The 18,550-nt window shown below is 69.7% G+C and carries 21 protein-coding genes and 1 pseudogene; 11 read left to right on the top strand and 11 right to left on the bottom strand.

The features are described from left to right. The first annotated feature begins 135 nt into the window (after window positions 1-135). Genes ACWDU4_RS05935 through ACWDU4_RS05925 form a run of 3 tightly spaced genes read left to right on the top strand, consistent with a single transcriptional unit; the run spans window position 136 to window position 2,684 of the window. Window positions 136-795 (top strand): hypothetical protein, encoded by a 660-nt coding sequence (locus tag ACWDU4_RS05935; protein WP_450112937.1) that lies wholly within the window; start codon window positions 136-138, stop codon window positions 793-795. Continuing rightward, window positions 792-1,976 (top strand): PrsW family intramembrane metalloprotease, encoded by a 1,185-nt coding sequence (locus ACWDU4_RS05930; protein WP_450112936.1) that lies wholly within the window; start codon window positions 792-794, stop codon window positions 1,974-1,976. Before ACWDU4_RS05935 ends, ACWDU4_RS05930 begins: the two co-directional genes overlap by 4 nt. Window positions 1,977-2,012: 36 nt before the next feature. Further along, window positions 2,013-2,684 carry an AIM24 family protein gene (locus tag ACWDU4_RS05925; RefSeq protein ID WP_450112935.1) on the top strand — a complete coding sequence of 224 codons (672 nt, stop codon included), beginning with the start codon at window positions 2,013-2,015 and terminating at the stop codon, window positions 2,682-2,684. A gap of 60 nt (window positions 2,685-2,744) precedes the next feature. Here ACWDU4_RS05925 and htpG read toward each other — a convergent pair whose 3' ends face one another. Continuing rightward, window positions 2,745-4,682 carry a molecular chaperone HtpG gene (gene htpG / locus ACWDU4_RS05920; protein ID WP_450112934.1) on the bottom strand — a complete coding sequence of 646 codons (1,938 nt, stop codon included), beginning with the start codon at window positions 4,680-4,682 and terminating at the stop codon, window positions 2,745-2,747. A gap of 196 nt (window positions 4,683-4,878) precedes the next feature. On the opposite strand from htpG, the gene ACWDU4_RS05915 reads away from it, so the two are divergent. The 3 genes from ACWDU4_RS05915 to ACWDU4_RS05905 all read left to right on the top strand — a co-directional run bounded on the left by ACWDU4_RS05915 (window position 4,879) and on the right by ACWDU4_RS05905 (window position 6,388). Then, window positions 4,879-5,499 carry a hypothetical protein gene (locus tag ACWDU4_RS05915; RefSeq protein ID WP_450112933.1) on the top strand — a complete coding sequence of 207 codons (621 nt, stop codon included), beginning with the start codon at window positions 4,879-4,881 and terminating at the stop codon, window positions 5,497-5,499. Between the two features lie 68 nt (window positions 5,500-5,567). Beyond that, window positions 5,568-5,909 carry an ArsR/SmtB family transcription factor gene (locus tag ACWDU4_RS05910; RefSeq protein WP_450112932.1) on the top strand — a complete coding sequence of 114 codons (342 nt, stop codon included), beginning with the start codon at window positions 5,568-5,570 and terminating at the stop codon, window positions 5,907-5,909. A 2-nt stretch (window positions 5,910-5,911) separates the two neighbouring features. Beyond that, entirely contained in the window at window positions 5,912-6,388 is a 477-nt protein-coding gene (locus ACWDU4_RS05905) for an SRPBCC family protein (RefSeq protein ID WP_450112931.1), read from the top strand. Here the strand turns inward: ACWDU4_RS05905 and ACWDU4_RS05900 are convergent. Beyond that, window positions 6,385-7,851, bottom strand: a complete 1,467-nt coding sequence (locus ACWDU4_RS05900; protein ID WP_450112930.1) for an O-acetyl-ADP-ribose deacetylase — start codon at window positions 7,849-7,851, stop codon at window positions 6,385-6,387. The genes ACWDU4_RS05905 and ACWDU4_RS05900 overlap by 4 nt on opposite strands. Window positions 7,852-8,042: 191 nt before the next feature. Between ACWDU4_RS05900 and ACWDU4_RS05895 the strand changes: the two genes are divergently transcribed. Continuing rightward, entirely contained in the window at window positions 8,043-8,834 is a 792-nt protein-coding gene (locus ACWDU4_RS05895; protein ID WP_450112929.1) for a 3-oxo-5-alpha-steroid 4-dehydrogenase, read from the top strand. Window positions 8,835-8,852: 18 nt separating this feature from the next. Here the strand turns inward: ACWDU4_RS05895 and ACWDU4_RS05890 are convergent, their stop codons facing one another. Beyond that, window positions 8,853-9,665, bottom strand: coding sequence for a thioesterase family protein (locus ACWDU4_RS05890; RefSeq protein ID WP_450112928.1), 813 nt, complete (start codon window positions 9,663-9,665; stop codon window positions 8,853-8,855). A gap of 253 nt (window positions 9,666-9,918) precedes the next feature. On the opposite strand from ACWDU4_RS05890, the gene ACWDU4_RS05885 reads away from it, so the two are divergent. Together ACWDU4_RS05885 and ACWDU4_RS05880 are read left to right on the top strand one after the other, a co-directional pair. Continuing rightward, entirely contained in the window at window positions 9,919-10,548 is a 630-nt protein-coding gene (locus tag ACWDU4_RS05885) for a TetR/AcrR family transcriptional regulator (RefSeq protein WP_450112927.1), read from the top strand. A gap of 161 nt (window positions 10,549-10,709) precedes the next feature. Further along, window positions 10,710-10,988: a hypothetical protein gene (locus ACWDU4_RS05880; protein WP_450112926.1), complete on the top strand. Its 279-nt coding sequence runs from the start codon at window positions 10,710-10,712 to the stop codon at window positions 10,986-10,988. Window positions 10,989-11,058: 70 nt separating this feature from the next. Here ACWDU4_RS05880 and ACWDU4_RS05875 read toward each other — a convergent pair whose 3' ends face one another. The 6 genes and pseudogenes from ACWDU4_RS05875 to ACWDU4_RS05850 all read right to left on the bottom strand — a co-directional run. Further along, window positions 11,059-12,438: an MFS transporter gene (locus tag ACWDU4_RS05875; protein ID WP_450112925.1), complete on the bottom strand. Its 1,380-nt coding sequence runs from the start codon at window positions 12,436-12,438 to the stop codon at window positions 11,059-11,061. Window positions 12,439-12,543: 105 nt separating this feature from the next. Next, window positions 12,544-12,960: a YbaB/EbfC family nucleoid-associated protein gene (locus tag ACWDU4_RS05870; protein ID WP_450112924.1), complete on the bottom strand. Its 417-nt coding sequence runs from the start codon at window positions 12,958-12,960 to the stop codon at window positions 12,544-12,546. A 5-nt stretch (window positions 12,961-12,965) separates the two neighbouring features. Next, window positions 12,966-13,538 (bottom strand): hypothetical protein, encoded by a 573-nt coding sequence (locus tag ACWDU4_RS05865; RefSeq protein ID WP_450112923.1) that lies wholly within the window; start codon window positions 13,536-13,538, stop codon window positions 12,966-12,968. After that, complete coding sequence (locus tag ACWDU4_RS05860) at window positions 13,535-15,232, bottom strand: alpha/beta hydrolase (RefSeq protein WP_450112922.1); 1,698 nt, start codon at window positions 15,230-15,232, stop codon at window positions 13,535-13,537. Before ACWDU4_RS05860 ends, ACWDU4_RS05865 begins: the two co-directional genes overlap by 4 nt. Window positions 15,233-15,234: 2 nt before the next feature. Beyond that, entirely contained in the window at window positions 15,235-15,519 is a 285-nt protein-coding gene (locus ACWDU4_RS05855; protein ID WP_450112921.1) for a hypothetical protein, read from the bottom strand. Window positions 15,520-15,598: 79 nt separating this feature from the next. After that, window positions 15,599-15,742 (bottom strand): annotated as a pseudogene (locus tag ACWDU4_RS05850) (SRPBCC family protein); the annotation flags it as partial. A gap of 272 nt (window positions 15,743-16,014) precedes the next feature. Between ACWDU4_RS05850 and ACWDU4_RS05845 the strand changes: the two are divergent. Next, entirely contained in the window at window positions 16,015-16,203 is a 189-nt protein-coding gene (locus ACWDU4_RS05845; protein WP_450112920.1) for a hypothetical protein, read from the top strand. Between the two features lie 9 nt (window positions 16,204-16,212). On the opposite strand, the gene ACWDU4_RS05840 is transcribed toward ACWDU4_RS05845, so the two are convergent. Together ACWDU4_RS05840 and ACWDU4_RS05835 are read right to left on the bottom strand one after the other, a co-directional pair. Beyond that, on the bottom strand, window positions 16,213-16,425 hold the full coding sequence (locus ACWDU4_RS05840; protein ID WP_450112919.1) for a DUF4287 domain-containing protein: 213 nt from the start codon (window positions 16,423-16,425) through the stop codon (window positions 16,213-16,215). A 59-nt stretch (window positions 16,426-16,484) separates the two neighbouring features. Then, window positions 16,485-17,504, bottom strand: coding sequence for a sucrase ferredoxin (locus tag ACWDU4_RS05835; protein ID WP_450112918.1), 1,020 nt, complete (start codon window positions 17,502-17,504; stop codon window positions 16,485-16,487). Window positions 17,505-17,611: 107 nt separating this feature from the next. On the opposite strand from ACWDU4_RS05835, the gene ACWDU4_RS05830 reads away from it, so the two are divergent. After that, complete coding sequence (locus ACWDU4_RS05830; RefSeq protein ID WP_450112917.1) at window positions 17,612-18,547, top strand: ABC transporter substrate-binding protein; 936 nt, start codon at window positions 17,612-17,614, stop codon at window positions 18,545-18,547. The last annotated feature ends 3 nt before the right edge of the window (window positions 18,548-18,550 follow it).

Below are 18,550 nucleotides of genomic sequence, written 5' to 3'. Positions count from 1 at the left end.
CCGGCCGACGATAGCAGCGCGCGGGACCGCGCCGACCCGCCGGATGCAGTGGGCGAACCGTCGCGTGGTGTCGAATGCACGGAACGTCCGCCAACGCCTAACGTTGCAGCCATCTGTTCAGGTCACGGAGGCGAGATGATCCAAGGAGTCCACCCGAGTTCGACGCCGCCCCACGGCGGCTACGACCCCGGGGACAGATGGGTGCCGGTGGACCGCCGCCGGCTCGGCCTGGACGGGGCCACGTTCCTCCCGGCGTTCGTGGTGCTCGCCCTCGCATTCGTCATGGGAGCCGTGTTGCCCGCGATCAACAGCGCGGTCGCGTATGACGACAGGGTCGTCGCCGGCGACGTGATGGCAGTCGCGGGCGACATCACGTTCGTCCCCGCCGCCGGATGGGGCATCACATCCGGTGTCCGGGTCGGTGACGCCCCCGCCACCGGGTACCCCCGGTCCGCGAGGGTCGAGGACGGCGACCTGTCGTTCACCGTGCGCACCGGTGACTTCTCCGGTGACGCGCGTGCCCTCCTCCAGCAGATCAAGGACACCACCGAAGCACTCGACGAGAACATCCGCATCGACGGGGCACCGGTGGCGATCACCACCGACTCCGGCGAGCGCGGACTGGTCGCACGCTACGCGGGCCCCAAGCTCGACGGGGCGCTGGCGGCATTCGTCGTGGAGGGCCGCGGCATCGAGGTTGTCGCGGTCGGCCCGCCGGACACCGAGCATCATCAGGCCGAACAGATCGCCCAGATGATCTCGAGCATTCGACACACCGAGGAGGGCACCCGATGACCACCGTGATCGAGGATCTGCACGAACGACGTGCGGCCGCGATCGAGAACTCGGGTTGGGGCCGGGCGTTCACCTTCTACCAGCCGCGCAACGCGGCCTTCTGGGTGTACCTGCTGCTCGTGTCCAGCGGGGTGTTCACCTTCGTTACGGTGTTGGCGAGCGCCGCGGGCGCGTACGGGCGCGCGATCGTCGTGTCGGTGGTGCTGTTCGTGGTCTACGGGGCCATCTTCTGGTGGTTCACCCATCACATCGATCGCTACGCCCGGCAACCGGTGAAACTGGCTGTCGCCGCGTTCGCCTGGGGTGCGTTCGCAGCGACGTGGGTCCTGGCCGCCGGCGCCAACGACGCGCTGCGCGCGCTGTACGCGAAGGCGTTCGGGCAGTCCTGGGCGCTGGACTGGGGTGCCGGTCTGACCGCGCCGTTCACCGAGGAGGTCGCCAAGGGCATCGGCCTCGTCCTGCTGATCGCGTTGGCGCCGCGCCTGATCCGCACCGCGTTCGACGGCTTCATCGTGGGCGCCTTCCTCGGCCTCGGCTTCCAGATCGCCGAGGACATCGTGTACGCGCTGAACTCGGCGGGCACCCAGTTCGGCGCCAACCAGGTCGCCGCGGCGATGAGCACCGTGTGGCTGCGGATGGGTGTCGGTGTCGCCGCCCACATCCTCTACAGCGCCGTCTTCTGTGCCGGGCTGGTGTATCTGCTTGGCCGGCCCGCCGAACCACGGCAGGTCGGGCGCGGGCTCACCCTGATGGCCACCGCGATGCTGCTGCACGGGGTCTGGAACTCGATGGCGGTCCTCGTGCAGGGGAACGTCGCCCTGATGATTCCGGCGTGGGCGATCGTCATCGTCGTTGCGCTGTGCATCGTCGTCCGGGTGTTCCGGATGACCGTTCCCCGAGAACGGGAGTTCATGCGCGACGTCCTCGCACCCGAGGTCGACCACGGAGTGGTCACCGAACCGGAACGCGACGCGATGTGCGGTGACCACAAGGCGCGCAGAGCGTTCCGCAGATCCGGGGCCACCCGCCGCGACCGCAGGCGAAACGGGTACGTGCTCGAGTCCGTCGCAGACCTCGCGGACGCACTGGCGACCTCGCACGGCCGGGACACCGCCGCCGTCGAGTTCGCCCGCGCAGAGGTGGGGCGGATTCGTGCCGGCGTCCCCTCGACACCGCGCTGACCCCACTCACCGCTCACACCAACCCGGAGGCCAGACATGCGCAGTGACCTGATGAACAACGTCGAACGAAGCGGTGCGCCCGGTACCTTCGTGCTGCAGAACCAGTGGATGCTCAAGGTCGATCTGGCCGGCACCAGCGGGCACTTCTTCGCCCGACAGGGATCGATGGTCGCCTACCAGGGCGACGTCGACTTCGCTTACCAGGGCAGCGGCGGAATCGGAAAGCTGTTCAAGAAGGCACTCACCGGCGAGGGCATGCCGCTGATGAAGGTGTCCGGCAGCGGTGACGTCTTCCTCGCCCGCGACGCCGATGTGATCTTCCTCGTCGAACTCGAGGACGAGTCGGTGACGGTCAACGGCGACAACGTGCTCGCGTTCGAGAGTTCGCTGGAGTGGGACATCCAGCGGGTCGAGGGCGCATCGATGCTCAGCGGCGGACTGTTCAACACCACGTTCAGCGGTCGTGGCACGCTCGCGCTGACGGTGTACGGCATGCCCGTCGTTCTGAACGTCGACCGGCCCACCTACGTGGACGTGCAGAGCGCGGTCCTGTGGTCCACGTCGTTGAAGTCCGGGATCCGCAAGACCGCAAAGCTCGGCGCGGCGATCGGCCGGGGTTCCGGTGAGGCATACCAGCTGGAACTCACCGGGGACGGAGTCGTGGTGGTGCAGGCGTCGGAAGGGCATCCTCCGATCCCCAAGCAGTGACGCCCGGGGCCCAGCGGCGCGGGGCCGGCCGGTTCTCACCGACCGGCCCCGCGCGTGCGGTCACACGCTCGCGGCCAGCCGGTTCGCGAGCAGCGTGGTGAAGCGGGCCGGGTCGGCGAGTTCGCCGCCCTCCGCGAGCAGCGCCATGCCGTACAGCAGTTCCGCGGTCTCGGCGGCCGCGTCGTCCTCGGGACGCTCCGCCCGGGCCGTGCGCAGCGCCAGCACCAGCGGATGCTCGGGGTTCAGTTCGAGGATCCGCTTCGTGACCGGGACGGGCTGTCCGGAAGCCCGGTACATCCGCTCGAGCGCCGGGGACATGGAGAAGTCGTCGCCGACGATGCAGGCGGGAGAGGTGGTCAGCCGCGTGGACAGGCGCACCGACTTGACCTGCTCGCCAAGGGTTTCGGTCAGCCAGCCCAGCAGGTCCGCGAAGTCCTTCTCCCGTTCCTCGCGCGCGGCCTCGGCGGCTTCCTCGTCCTCCTCCGCGTCGAGGTCCACCTCGCCCTTGGCGACGGACTGGAAGGTCAGGCCCTCGAACTCCGGCACCTGCGAGGTCCACACCTCGTCGACCGGGTCGGTGAGTAGCAGGACCTCGAGCCCCTTGGCCTTGAATGCCTCGAGGTGCGGCGAGTTCTCCAGCAGCTGACGGGATTCACCGGCCGCGAAGTAGATCTGCTTCTGGCCGTCCTTCATCCGCTCGACGTACTCGGCGAGGGTGGTCTGCTCCTCGTCGCTCGCAGTGGACGCGAACGACGAGATCTGCAGCAGCACATCGCGATTGTCCACGTCGGCGATCAGGCCTTCCTTGAGTGCCCGGCCGAACTCCGCCCACAGCGCACGGTAGTCGTCGGGCCGGGTGGCCTGGATCTCCTTGATCGTGGTGAGCACCTTCTTGGTCAGGCGCCGCCGGATCGCGCGAATCTGCCTGTCCTGCTGCAGGATCTCGCGGGAGACGTTGAGCGAGAGATCCTGGGCGTCGACGACGCCCTTGACGAACCGCAGGTACTCGGGCAGCAGTTCGTCGGCGTCGTCCATGATGAACACCCGCTTGACGTACAGCTGGACGCCGGTCTTGCCGTCGCGCATGAACAGGTCGAACGGCGCGTGCTTCGGGATGAACAGCAGCGCCTGGTACTCGAAGGTGCCCTCCGCCTTCATCGGGATGGTCTCGAGCGGCTCGTCCCAGGCATGGGCGATGTGCCGGTAGAACTCGGTGTACTCCTCCTCGGTGACCTCGTCCTTCGACTTGGCCCACAGTGCCTTCATCGAGTTCAGGGTCTGGGTCTCCACCGTGACCTGTTCGGGTGCGTCGTCGGTGGCCGGGGTGCGGCGTTCGACGTCCATCCTGATCGGCCACGCGATGAAGTCCGAGTACCGCTTGACCAGTTCCTTGATCTTCCACTCGGCGGTGTAGTCGTGGAGGTGGTCCTCGGTGTCGGCGGGCTTGAGGTGCAGCGTCACCGACGTGCCCTGCGGCGCGTCGTCGACGGTCTCGATCGTGTAGGTCGCCTCACCGCTGGACTCCCAGCGGGTGGCCTGCTCCTGGCCGGCCTTGCGGGTCAGAAGGGTGACCTTGTCGGCAACCATGAACGTCGAGTAGAAGCCGATGCCGAACTGTCCGATCAGTTCCTCACTCGCGGCGGCGTCCTTGGCTTCCTTGAGCTTTCGGCGTAGTTCCGCGGTGCCGGACTTGGCGAGGGTGCCGATCAGATCGACGACCTCGTCGCGGGACATGCCGATGCCGTTGTCCCGGATCGTCAGGGTGCGGGCGCCGGGGTCCACGGCGATCTCGATGTGCAGGTCGGAGGTGTCCGCGCCCAGGTCCTTGTTCTGGTACGCCGCCAGCCGCACCTTGTCCAGCGCGTCCGAGGCGTTGGACACGAGCTCCCGTAGGAAGGAGTCCTTGTTCGAGTAGATCGAGTGGACCATCAGGTCCAGCAACTGGCGGGTTTCCGCCTGGAATTCCAGCTGCTCACGTTCTCCGGTGTGCGCGTTCAATCCGATTCCCCTTACGACTGCCGACGGGCACATGTTCGCCGGGATTTTACGCTCAGGACCCGGTCGGCGGACCTACCGCCCGGTAGTGGAACAGGGGGCTCCGAACCCATTGCCTCGGGCATGGGTGGGGAGGAAGGTGAAGGTCGGGGGCAACCGGTGGCGCCGCCGGGGCGCCGCCTCAAGGAAGGGATAGACCGTGTACGCACGTTCAACCACGATCCAGGCGCACCCGTCCTTCATCGACGCCGGCATCAAGCACATGAGCGACACCGTCATGCCCGCACTCGCGGACTACGAGGGCTGCGCGGGGCTCTCCCTCCTCGTCGACCGCGACAGCGGCCGCTGCATCGCCACCAGTTCCTGGATGGACGAGGACGCGCTGCGCGCGAGCGAGGGACCGGTCCGCGAACTGCGTGACCGTGCGACCGAGATGTTCCACGGCACCGCCACAGTCGAACGCTGGGACATCGCCGCCCTGCACCGGGACCATCACTCGAGCCGGGGCTCCTGCGTTCGCGTCGCATGGCTCAAGCTCGAGCCCGGTCACATGTCACGTGCGATCGACGTGTTCAAGCTGACGTCGCTTCCGATGATGGAGGACCTCGAGGGGTTCTGCAGCGCCAGCATGATGGTCGACCACGCCGCCGGCCGCGCGGTGGTGTCGGTGACGTTCGACAGCCGCGAGGCGATGGACCGGAACAGGGAGCAGTCGGAGTCGATGCGCGCCGCGGCCACCCGCGAGATGGGCGCGACCGTGCTCGAGGTGTGCGAGTTCGAACTGGCCATCGCGCACCTGCACGTACCCGAGATGGCCTGATCGGCATCTGCCCGCTTGTCGGCCCGAGGGGTTGACAGCGGGCAGGTTTCGGAAAGACACTGAACTAGATGGTTCAGTATCAGCCGCTCGACGCGACGTTCGCGGCACTCTCGGACCCCACCCGGCGCGGGATCCTCGAACGCCTCGACCGATCGGACGCGACGATCACCGAATTGGCGGATGCCTTCGAGATGACCCTCACCGGCATCACGAAACACGTCCACCTCCTCGAGCAGGCCGGGCTGGTGGTGACGGAGAAGCGGGGCCGGGTACGGCACTGCCGACTCGGGGCCAACCCCCTCGACCTCGAAATCGCGTGGCTCAACCGCCACCGCCGCGCTCTCGCCGGCCGCCTGGACCATCTCGGACAGTTCCTCGACCGTACGGCCGAGCCCAACCACGAGGAGTAGTCATGACCAGCACCCATCACGCCGCCGTCACCACGTCCGGCGACCGCGACTGCCGCGTCGAGCGGGTCTTCGACGCGCCACGCGCCCGCGTCTGGGCCGCCTACACCGAACCGGACCTGATCGCGCAGTGGTGGGGTCGAGGCAACCCCCTCGACGTGGAGAAATGGGAACTCGAGGTAGGTGGACACTGGCGATTCGTCGAGCACCACGAGGGCGGCAGCGACGGCTTCGAGGGCCGGTTCCGCGAAGTCGTCCCGCAGGAACGGCTCGTGTACTCCTTCGAGTGGGACGGCATGCCCACCCACGCGTCCATCGACGCCGTCGACTTCGTCGATCTCGGCGACGGACGCACGAAGATCGTCGTCGAATCGCTGTTCCTCACCGCCGAGGACCGGGACGGCATGCTCGGGTCCGGCATGGAGGAGGGCATGAACGCCAGCTACGCGGCCCTCGACGCGCTGCTGGCGCGGACCGCCTAGCTCACGCGCAGCGCGCGGCGCAGTCGTTCCGCGGTCGCGTGGTCGTAGGCGACCAGAAGCACCCGCTCGACACCGGTGTCCGCGCCGGTGACGGCGGCGACGGCCTGCCGGACCGCGTCCTCGAGCGGCCACCCGTAGGCGCCCGAGGAGATCAGCGGGAACGCGACGCTGCCGGCCCCGAGGGTGTCCGCGACCGCGAGGCTGCGGGTGTACGCGGCCCGCAGCAACGCCGAGCGGTCCTCGTGGCCGGAGTACCGCGGACCGACGGTGTGGATCACGGCCTGCGCAGGCAGGTTTCCCGCGGTGGTCGCCACCGCGGCGCCGACCTGGAGACCGTCGGGCAGGGTGGTGGCACGCAACTGCCGGCACTCGGCCAGGATCCGCGGCCCGCCGGCGCGGTGGATCGCGCCGTCGACGCCCCCGCCGCCGAGCAGGGTCGAGTTGGCGGCGTTGACGATCGCATCCGCAGGCACCGCGGTGATGTCGCCCTCGACCACGTCGATCACCGGCCCGGACCGCCGGGCCGGCCCGTCGGCAACCGTCTCCTCGGTCATCCGCACCAGGTCTGCGGCGGTGTAACCGGGCCAGCCGTGCAGTATCCGGCGCCACCGGTCCGGAACGGCGGAGGCACCCCACCGCGCGCCGAGCAGACCACCGGCAATCGCGGCCGTGGTGTCGGTGTCGCCGCCGGCCCGCACCGCCGCCTCCAGTGCGCGCGGGAGGTGGTCGGGGGCGGCGGGATCGGTGGAGGTGATCGCCCACCACGCGGTCTGCAGGGCGTGCACCACCCATCCGTTGTTGGAAAAGTCTGCGGGCGAGCCGGTTTCGGACATATCGAGCAGCGGCCCCCACTCGGCGGCTACCTCGGCCGGCGCGGTCTTCAGGTAGCCACGGACGCCGTCGAAGCTGCCGTGCAGGACGGCGTGCCGGATGGCGTGCGTCCACATCCGGCACGCTTCGATCGCCTGCGGGTCGTCGTGGGTCAGCGCCGCGACGGCGGCCGCCGCGTCGACGCAGCCCCGCTCGTCTCCGAGGTGGGCCAAGGCGACGGGGGCGGTGCGCATCAGGGAACCGTTGCCGCCCTTGCGTCCGGGGATCGCCCGGGCCCGGGCGCGCATGGCGTCCGCGCTGCCCGGCCGCGCCGACAGCACGGCGCGGGTCTGGTTCCCGACGTCCGGGGGATTCGAGTCGAACCAGGCGACGAACCGCGCGGCGACCGCGTCCAGCCCGGTGCCGCGGCCGATGTCCGCTCCGGTGGCGGCGACCTCGGCGATCGCGACCGCCATCGCGGTGTCGTCGGTCCACTCTCCCGGCGCCCAGGCGAATGTGCCACCGCCGATCATGTCGATCGGTGTCCCCGGAGCCGGATGGGTGAACTCGTATCCGGCGCCGAGTGCGTCGCCCGCGGCGGTGCCGAGCAGAACGCCCGCCGCGCGATCGGCCTGCTGCGTTGTCAGGTTCATGCCATCCCCTAGCCGTACAGAATAAATCAATATTGATCTAACCCTAGGTCACGGTCGCGCCTGCCCGCAAGCACCCGCGCCGGGACCGGTTGTTCAGTTAACCGATTGCGACACCAACCCTCGTGCCACGTGGTAGAACACGTTACAAATTCGTCGGCCGATCCGCCCGACGTCACCACCGAAGGACCTCGATGCACTGGTACACCGGTAACACCGTCTACGACACCGTCCTGACCGCCGCGTTCGCGTTCGCCGCGTTCGTGATCATCGGCGGCTTCTTCGCCCAGAGTTCGTACGGGCGGTTCTCGTCGACCAACCTCGGGTTCAACCTCAACCCCAAGCTCGGCTGGTGGTTGATGGAGATCCCCGCGACCGTGGTGTTCCTGGTCTTCTACCTGACCGGGCCGAACCGGTTCGAGCCGGCGTCCCTCGTTCTCGCCGGAATCTGGTTGCTGCACTACGCGAACCGCGGCTGGTTCTTCCCGCTCGCCATCCGTCAGGTGCCCGGCAAGCGCAGCACCTTCAACGTCTCGGTGATCGTGATGGGCATGCTGGTGACTGCCATGCACGGCTACCTCAACGGCGCACTCTTCAGCCACGACTACTTCGGGCAGTACACCACCGACTGGCTGACCGACCCCCGGTTCCTGATCGGTCTCGCCGTCTACCTGTGCGGCTTCGCACTGCTGGTCAGCTCCGAGTCGATCGTGCGCAACCTGCGCGACAGACACAATCCCGGAGCCGCCGAGTACCGGGTCCCGTTCGGCGGCGGTTTCCGCTACGTCACCAGCCCCGCCTACCTCGGCGAGCTGATCGCCTGGTCCGGGTTCGCGCTGCTGACCTGGGCACTACCCGGGGTCGTCATCCTGCTCATCACCGCGGGCAACCTGATCCCCCGGGCACTGGCCACCCACCGGTGGTACCAGGAGAAGTTCACCGACTACCCCACCGACCGCAAGGCCCTCGTCCCCTACCTGGTGTGACGGGCGCCCCGCGTTCAGTCACCCCTGCAGCTCCGGCTGCGGACGAACAGTGAGGATCTGCTGGGCACATCCGACGGGTCCACGAACGTCGTGCAGGACCGTACTCGTGAGCCCCTGCCCGGTCCGCCCGAAGGTCACGCCGGTGTCGAGCCCCGTCCACCGCCCCTCCGGCTGGCGGTACAGGTGGATGGTCAGGTCCATGTTGGGGAACATCCAGTCCGCGGGATCCTGCCGGACGGCGATGCCGTTGGCGGTGTCGACCAGCGCGATGTAGGACGCCAGGTCACTCGCGTTCTCGCCGGCGACGAGATCCATGGGCGTGGACACCCACGCGGCGGCGCGCCCGGGCCGCGGTTCCCCGACCGCCCGGGTGTCGATCGAGGCGATGTAGCCCCCCTTCCACACCGAGGTGAGCGACCACACGGGCAGCGATTCGGGCGCCGGAAGCGGTTCCGGTTCACCGCCCGCAACCTCCGCGATGCCCTGGGCGGACAGGAACCATGCCCGAACCGCCAGCACGGAGCGGCCGCCGATGTCCACCGTCGCCTGGACGAGCTCGACCGTGCGGCCCGGCCGGACGACATCCACACGAATGTCGAACTCCTCGAATCCGATACGCCCGAGAATGTCGAAGCTGACGCGGCTCATCAGCAGGTCCGGCCGCGCCTGCTGCGCCCGCACCCTCTCGATCTCGTGCACGACCAGCCCGGCAAGGGGGCTGACGTGCTGTTCGTCGTCCGCCCAGGCCCCGCCCGCGTGCACGGTCGGCACGAAACGGTGGGCACCGACGCGCTCGAAATAGCTGGACCCGGGTCCTGTCGAATCGGTCACCGAGATCCCCTTCCGGTAAGTGGCTGCGATCCGGGCCGAACGTCCGGTCGGGTGTCGACCCATCCGCAATTTCTCGACCCCGGGGTCGAACTCTAGCCTATCGGGTCGATAGAACGTCCCGACGGACGACAACCGGAAACGACGAACCCCAGCGACAAGCGCACCGATGCGGCCTCGGGAGCGCGTCACCCACCCGGCCCCCGATGGCGTTCGCCGAGGATTGGCCCAGCACTCCCCCGGCTATGATCGGGCGGTGACTTCGACCGTGGACGCGCACGCCACCGCTCCGGGAGGGCGGGTGGCGCGCCGACGCGACCGGCGCAAGGCGGAGATGATCGCCGCGGCCCTGCAGATCCTGTCCGGCAGCGGCTATCAGGGCATGCGCTTCGAGGACGTGGCCGAGCGCACCGACATCGCGAAAGCCACTCTCTACCACTACTTTCCGAGCAAGGACGCCCTGGTCTCCGCGGCACTCGAGAAGCTCACCACCGATGTCCTGACGCGCCTCGGCGAGGCACTCGAGGCCGCGGCCGGCCGCACCGAGACCGACCGGCTGCGCGCGCTCGTCACCGAGCAGCTGCACATTCTGACCGTGCTCTACCCCGAGGTCGGCAAGCTGTTCTCCTTCCCCGCGCCCTGGCCGAGCGAGCACATCGAGGCGATCAAGACGATGCGGCACCGCCACGACCAGATCTTCCGCGACGTGGTCGACCGTGGACTGGAGGCGGGCGAGTTCGACTGCCCGGATCCGTCGGTGGCGCTGCACTGCCTGCACGGCATCCTCAACCATGCGTCGATCTGGCTTCGCCCGGACGCCGACCCGGACGGCCGGATCGGCGACGCCGTCGTCGACGAGGCGCTGCGACTGTTCGTCCGCGCCTGAACCATCACCCGCACCCGAACCACCAACAGCAGGGGCACCCCCGTGCCCACTCCCGCCCCGTTCAGCCCTTCGGCAACTTTCTCGACCCTAGGGTTGAATAACCGAACTACCGGACGGTAACGTGCGCCTACAGAGAGGCAGCGCCGACCGGAGGAAGCAACATGAGTACGGCGTCCGAGGTAATGAACGAGCGGGTGGAGTGGGCGCTGGAGGGACGCGTCGCACGGATCACCCTGATCCGGGAGTCGGGCAATGCGCTGGACATGGCTGCGGCACAAGCGATTCGAGAGGCCGCCTGGCGCATCGCACGCGGAGCCGACGAGGGCACCGTCCGGGTCGCGGTGATCGGGGCGCGTGGCGCGACGTTCTGCGTCGAGCCGCGACCTGGCCGCCCAACCGGACGACGAGGCGAGGACCGTCGCGGCGCTGTTCAGCGGTGAAGACGGCAACGAGGGCGCAAACGCCTTCCTCGCCAAGCGAACCCCGTCGTTTCGGTGACTCCTCCTGGCATCAGTCCTCGAGGGCGACGCCCCGGCGCTCCGGCAACACAAGCGCGGCCCCGGCGGCCAGCACGAAGGCCACGGCGAACACGGTGAACACCAGTGCGTTCCCGCCGGCGTCGAGCAGCCACGGCACCATGAGCGGTGACAGGATCGAGGCGATCCGACCGAAGGCTGCGGCCGCTCCGGTGCCCGAGCCGCGGACCGGCGTCGGGTAGAGCTCCGGCCCGATCGCGTACAGGGCGCCCCAGGCGCCGAGGTTGAAGAACGACAACGCCATCCCCGCCGCAACGATCTGGGTGGGCGTGTCCGCCAGTCCGAAGAGTCCGGCCGCCACCGCGGAGCCGGCGAGGAAGGTCGCCAGGGTGCTGCGTCGGCCCCAGGCCTCGATCAGCCACGCCGCGACCGCGTATCCGGGGAGCTGCGCGAGGGTGATGACGAGCGTGTACTGGAACGACTTGACCAGATCGAATCCCTGGTTCACCAGCAGGCTCGGCAACCAGATGAACGCGCCGTAGTAGGACAGGTTGACGCAGAACCAGATCGCCCACAGTGCGGTCGTGCGGCGCCGGAGCCGGGCCGACCAGATCGACTCGCGCACCGGTGTTTCCGTCGGTTCCGCGGGTTCGGGCGGTTGCGAGGTGTCCGGCGGTTGCGACGCGTCCGACACGGTTGCGGAGACCGGCGCCTCGACGCCGGCCGCGGCTTCGAAGTCCCGGACCGCGACCTCCGCCTCGGCGTCCCGGCCGCGGCTCTCGAGGAACCGCACCGATTCGGGCAGCCCGAGCCGGACCACCACCGCGTAGGCCGTCGGCACCAGGCCGACCGCCAGCGCCCACCGCCACCCGTCGTCGCCGAGCGGCACCACGAAGTAGCCGATCAGCGCGGCAAGCACCCAGCCGACCGCCCAGAACGCCTCCAGCGCAACGACCATGCGGCCGCGCAGTTTTCGCGGCGCGTACTCGCTGACCAACGTCGACGCGACCGGCAGTTCGGCACCGAGACCGAGTCCGACGACGAACCGCAGGGCCATCAGGACCGCCACCGACCCGGCCAGCGCGGCGGCACCGGTTGCCAGCCCGTAGACGAGCAGCGTCGCCGCGAACACCTGGCGCCGGCCCAACCGGTCCGCGAGCAGGCCACCGAGGCTCGCCCCGACCGCCATGCCGACGAACCCGATCGACCCGATCCAGGAGAGCTGCGTGTTGCTCAGATTCCACTGCACCGCCAACGCGGCCATCACGAACGAGATCAGGCCGACGTCCATGGCGTCGAGCGCCCACCCGATCCCCGACCCGACGAGCAACCGGCCGTGGCGGCGGGTGAAGGGCAGCTCGTCGAGACGCTCGCTGCGGGACTTCGCGCCGGGTGTGCTCGGGTCGGTGTTCATCGGGTCACGCCGATCTCGTCGATCCCGCATTCCGCCAGGTGGCGGCGTCTGTCGCCGCGTGCGCGACAAGGGCATTCGGCCATGCCGTCAGCGTACGGCCCGGTGCTACCGCTGCCGGTCCGGGTCCGTCCCGAACACCGAAAAGGTGGCGTAGTAGCGGTCGGGGTCCGGATCGGGACCCGGATCGGGTTCCGGTGCGCCCCGCCCCTCCAGCCGGGCGAGGACCCGGGCCACGCGACGGTCGGTGAGCAGCTGCTCCCGGAGCGGTTCGGCGGCGGCCACCGCCTCCGCCTGGGCGGCGGCGTGCACCTCGACGATCAGCCGCGCGAGCCGATCGGCGCCCAGGTGCAGTGCATCCGGGTGGATGTCCAACGCCGACATCCTGCCGTCCACCCCGGCTTCGACACGCACCGCGCCGTCCGGAGCGTGCGCTCGCCCGCGCACCCGCTCGACGGCCTGCTGCACCCGGCTCGCCGTCACGGCCAGCTCCGCCAACTCGCCGTCGGGTGACGGGGACACCATGCCGGTCACCGCCGTTCGATGACGTCGGGACCGGCCACGGGGCCGGGCTGCGCACCGTCCGTCCGCGGGAAACACGGCGAGACGACGGCGACCGCCAGGTCTCCGCGCGAATTGACGTCGGCGGTGAGCCGGAACCCGTCGGGGGACTCGCCGTTGACGCCGCGGGTGTCTGTGCGGGACCGGTCCGTCATGGGCCATCCCCGGTCGGTCCACAACCGCACCAGGATGTCGTGGTAGCGGTTCGCCTCACCCCGGGGAACCCCGCTCACCCAGTACGTGGCGGTGAGGAACAACTGCCCGTCCCTGACGGTGTTGGAGTCGTCGCAGGGGATGGTGTGCGCCGGCCCGAAGGTTCCGGTGCTCAGTTCGGGGTGCGCCCGGGTCAACGACGTCCCCGGGGGCAGCGCCGCGAGCGTGTCGTCAAGGTGCGCGAAGAGCCGCTGCTGCGCGACCTCCCGGGTCAGTGCGGTCTCCACCGCGTCCTCCGTCCTGTCGTTCCCTCCGCACCCGGCGACCAGCGCCAGCGCAAGCGCCGGCACCGCGAGCACGGCCCCGGCTCGCAGCCGATGTGTTGTCATGGTTCCTGCCCCACGATGATCCGTCCCATCGCTTCGAGCGACGGGTTGCCGCTGTCCCAGTAGTCGCTGTGGCTGCCCGGGTCGATGCCGATGTCCCCGAGGATCGGCAGATGCCACGGGGTGCCGGGATCGCCCTCGAACACCTGCGCGCCGAACGCGTCGCGCGCGGGATTCGGCCCATGCGCCGCGTTCCCGAACATGTCCCCGATCAGGGGCACCGGGTCGCCCTTCGCCGCGGTGACGTACACCCTGGCATGGTTGCCGGCCGGGTCGACGCCGTCGAGCCGTAGGTGGTCGACGTCCGGCACGGTGACACCCGGACTGCCGACGAACACGAGTTCGTCTACGCCCAGCGAACTTCCGTGCGCGGCGGCGGTGCCGATGACGGTGGTGCCGTAACTGTGCCCGATCACCACGGCATGTGCGGGCGGACCGTCGTGCGCGGCCCGCAGCCCGTCCTGGAACGCGTCCAGACGCGGCGCCCCGGCATCGGCGAAACTTCGCAGGGCGGCGTCGGGCACGATGCTCTGCGGCGCGTTGTAGCCGTACCAGGTGATCACGGCTGTCGCCGCGGGATCCGCCAGGTTCGCGGCGTCGAGCATGCTCTGGGAGCGCTCGACGTCGCCACCGATACCCGACAGTGTCGATCCGGTTCCGGGCACGAAGGTCGCGACGTTCATCGCGGTGTCCGGGTTGTTCACGGCGATCGCCGCTCGCCCCTCGTCGTCGATACCCAGCAGGTAGAGCGTGTCACCGCCCGCCTCGATCTGTCGGGCGACGGCGTCGTAACCGGCGACCTCGTCCGCCACGCCGTCCCGCGACTCACACCAGTCCTCGTACTCGCGCCGGCGTAGCTGCGTCGGCTCGTCGACCACTCCCTCGTCCGGCGGCACGTCCTCGCCGCGCGCCCAGTCCGGGTGCCGCCGGTCCAGGTCGTCGAGCCGGACCCGGGCACCTTCACGCAGGTCGTCGAGGTGGATCGAGTTGTAGTGGTGCTTGTCGACGGCGGGCAGGCCGTCCCGGTTGCCGATCGCCGGGTCGAGGGCGAACAGTCCGTCCTTCTCGGCGGGTGTCAGCGTCGCCCAGAGGTCCCGCAGGGCCCGCGGCTGGTCGGGCAGGGCGGCGCGGCCGTCGAGGATCGCGGCGATCCGGGTACCCGGCGCCGCGCCCGAGGCGGGGTCGAGCTCGGCGAGCGCCGTAGCGAGAGCGGCGGCGGCGCGGACGTCGGCCTCGCCGGCTGCGTCCAGCGCGGGGGCCAGCCGGGACTCGAGCACCCCGGCCTGCTCCCGGAGCTGCGCCTGGAACAGCAGATCGAGCACGGGGACGCCACTGGCGAATACCGGGGCGGTGACCCGCCCGTCGTCCGCGACCGCGAAGCCGGCGATCGTCGCGTCGTCCGCGATCGCGAGGGCAGTCGCAGCCGCCGGTCCGAGCGCGCCCGCCGCATCGGTGAGGGCGTCGGCGACGGCCCGAACGGCGGTTCCGGTGTGATCGCCCACCTCTCGTGCCGCGAGTACGTGTGCCGTCGCCGCCGTCGCCGCCGATCCCGACCAGTGGGTCGTGGCGGCGTCGACGCGGCGCCGCAGCGGCGCCACGGTGTCGTCGAACTCGCGGTTCACCCTCTCGATCCGGCCACCGGCGACAGCGAGGGCACCGGGTTGCCAGCGGCGCAGCTGCGTCAGCGTGGCGGCCACCGCTACGGGCCCGTTCCACTCAGCCGGTCCCGCAGTGCCCCATCCGCGGCCTCGTACCCGGCGGCGGTGTCGTCGGCAGTGGCCGCCATCGTCCGCATCCTGTCGGCGGTGCGCCGGTATCCGGCGAGGATCGGATCGGCCGCGCGGGCGAGAACCGCCCCGACCGCGGAGTCGGGCATCGCGGCGGCGGCATCGGCGCAGGACCCGGACGGGTCGAGGCCGACGACGGTGTCCGCGTCCGCCCGCAACGATGCCGCCAGCGCACGCAACGCCGCCACGTCGGCCACAAGAATTTCCCCCACGATCCCCCCGATCGCCCACCCCAGTGTTCGAAGGGTAGCAACCGGTTGTGGGGGTGGGGCGCGACTACGCGGCCTCGGCGACGGCCTTCAGCTTCGCGAGGCCCCTCTCGAAGTCCTTGCCGACCATCTTGTCCATGCTCATCACGAACCCGAACACCTTGAAGAACCACGATTTCGGGCCGGTCATCTGCCACCGGACGGTGGTTCCACGAGGAAGGTTTCGGCGGCCATGCGGAGAGTCAACCCCATTCCGACGCGGCCGTCCGGCGACGACACGACGACGGATTCCTGCACAGAGTGGACCGGCCGGTCTGGACGTCCGTTCATGAATACCCGCTGGTCGGGTACTCGCGAGTATTAAGGATCATCATTTACGCTCGCGTTGCGTCGTGTCGCCCCTCCGCGAGCGGCGAAGGCTCGCCGGCCCACCCTCCCCCTCCTGGGTCGGCGGGCCGTCCCTCGGCCCAAGGAGGAGTGTTGATGAGAATTCCGTTGTGGATCGGCGGTCCCGTGCTGATCGCCCTGTCGGCAGCCGACGCGGCGCTCGAACTTCAGGCCCGGACCGTCCGCGGCCTGACCCGGACGGTGATCCGCACCATGAGCGCGGACGCACCCGTCCAACTGATCACTCCGGAATCGGACGCGGGCCGCGCCTCCCGAACGGCCTGACCCGACGGCCTAACCGGCGGCGTCTTCCTTCAGCGTGTACGCGACGAGTGCGTTCGCGTGGCCGTGACCGAGCCCGTGTTCGGCCTTGAGCCAGTTCACCAGCTCCATGTGCTTGGTCAGGTCGCTGGCCCGGATCAACGCCTGCCATTCACCGATCGGACGCCCGTACTTCTCCTCGATCGACGGGAAATACGACGCGGGTCCCTTCACCTGCTCGCTCATGGTCGCCAACAGTAGGGCAACGGACCCGATCGCGAAGCACCTCGACGCATGCGGTCCGCCTATCCGACCGTGCGTTCGTCGAACCTGTCCACGATCCATCGGTGCCAGGTGGCCGCGGTATCCGGTATGCAGCCGTGCCGGAACGGCTGCTCCGGCGGTCCGGGCCGCACCACGACGCGGAAGTCCCGCGATGCGATGCGCATGTCGACCGTGGTGCCGGAGTCGGTTGTGGTTGCCACAGAGACGCTTTCGAGCGCGCCGAGGGCGAAGACACCCGTCGCCTCCCGGATCACGTGTTCGGCGACCTGCGCCGGCTGCGGCAACGCGGCCCGGCCCCGCAGGTGGGTCGGCGACATGCGACCGGCGAGATGGTCACGGACCGCGGCCCGTGCCGACTCCGCGCCGAGTCGGCTGAAGTACAGCCCCTCCGGCAATGCGATCATGTTGGCGGCGAACCGGTCTCCTCCGATGTGGGTGCACTCCCACACGTCCGCGCCGTCGACCTCGGACAGGGCGCTGACGATCGGCCGGCCCAGCTCGGCGCAGCAGGCGTCCTTCTTCCCGTGGGTGCACACCACGAACAGCGGACTGGTACGCGCCTCTCCGACGTCCGGTTCCGTCCCGGCGGCGCTCGTCTCGAACGACAGGTCGGCAAGGTCCTCGTAGCCGGCGACGACCCCTTGGCGCATCCAATGGCTCACCCCGTCGGACCAGGCGAGAATCCAGCGCGGTTCGGTGACGCGCCGACGGCGGGGGCGACGGATCAGCACGAGCCGGGCGGGGCCGTCGAGTGCCGCGATCCGGTCGAGCAGGGCGTCGGGCAGGACTCCGGTCGGTGCGGTCTTCGGCCACGGCCCGGGATGCTCGATCAGCACCCACAACCGGGTGAGGGTGGCGCGCGCGACCATCGGCTCGCCGACCGCGGACGACCGCCACGAACACGCGTCGGGCCGGCGACTCACCTGGGGATTCTCGATCACCGATCCCATTGCGGCAAGGTCGATGTCGGATTCGGCCCCGTGCGACCGGCCGCGCGAGGTGCACGGCACGGCGCAGGCGCCGTCGGGGCGAGCAGACACGGCATTTCCCCCACTCGGTAAGTTAGCCTTACCAATCTTAAGGGACGCCATTTCGGCGGCCGCGCGGCACCGACCGGGCGGGGCAGCGAGTGCAGTCAGGAGTGCGAATGAGACAGGATGCCACGCGGGCGGGTCGAGTGTTGATCGGCGTGCTCGCCGCGACAGTGGCACTGACCGCCTGCGGCAGTGCCGACGACGATTCGACCGATCAGGCGACCTCGGTGCGCACGGTGGCGCACGCCCACGGCTCGACCGAGGTCCCCGCCGATCCGCAGCGCGTCGTGGTCCTCGAACCAGTGCACCTCGACACCTCCATCGCACTGGGTGTGATCCCGGTCGGCGCAGCGGTTCTCAGCGAAGCGACCGGAGTGCCCGCATACCTCGGCGACAAGGCGTCGTCGGTCGCGCTGACCGGCACGGTCGCCGCACCCAACGTGGAGAAGATCGCCGCACTGAAGCCGGACCTGATCCTCGGCACCGAGACCCGGCACGCGGACCTGTACGACCAGCTCGCCGCGATCGCCCCGACCGTGTACATGGCGTCGCAGGCCGATCCGTGGCAGGACAATGTTCGCTTCGTCGCCGACGCCCTCGGCAAGGGGTCCGAGGCCCAGACGCTGCTCGACGGCTACACCGCGCGCTGCGAGGAGGTCGCGACCGAGCACGGCACCGCAGGCAAAGCGGCGCAACTGATCCGCCCCCGCGAGGACGTCCTGACCCTCTACGGCCCGACCTCGTTCGCGGGCAGCACCCTCGAATGCGCCGGGTTCACCATCCCGCCCCGTGACTGGCAGAACTCGATCTCCGTCGACCTGTCCCCCGAACTCGCCAGCGAGGCGAAGGCCGACCTGGTCCTGGTGACCAGCGCGAAGCCGGCCGACCCGACATCGGTCCCCGCGGTGGTGACCGACCGGGCACTGTTCCCGAACATGCACGTCGTCGACATGTCGTACTGGATCACCGGCGTCGGCCCGCTCGGCGGCATGACGGTCCTCGCCGACCTCGACGGCATCCTGTCGGCTGCGCCCACCAAGAGCAACTGAGCC

The organism is Rhodococcus sp. NPDC003348 (assembly GCF_053589375.1).
Note: the sequence above shows the minus strand (reverse complement) of the source record. Positions and strands in the feature narration are given on the sequence as shown.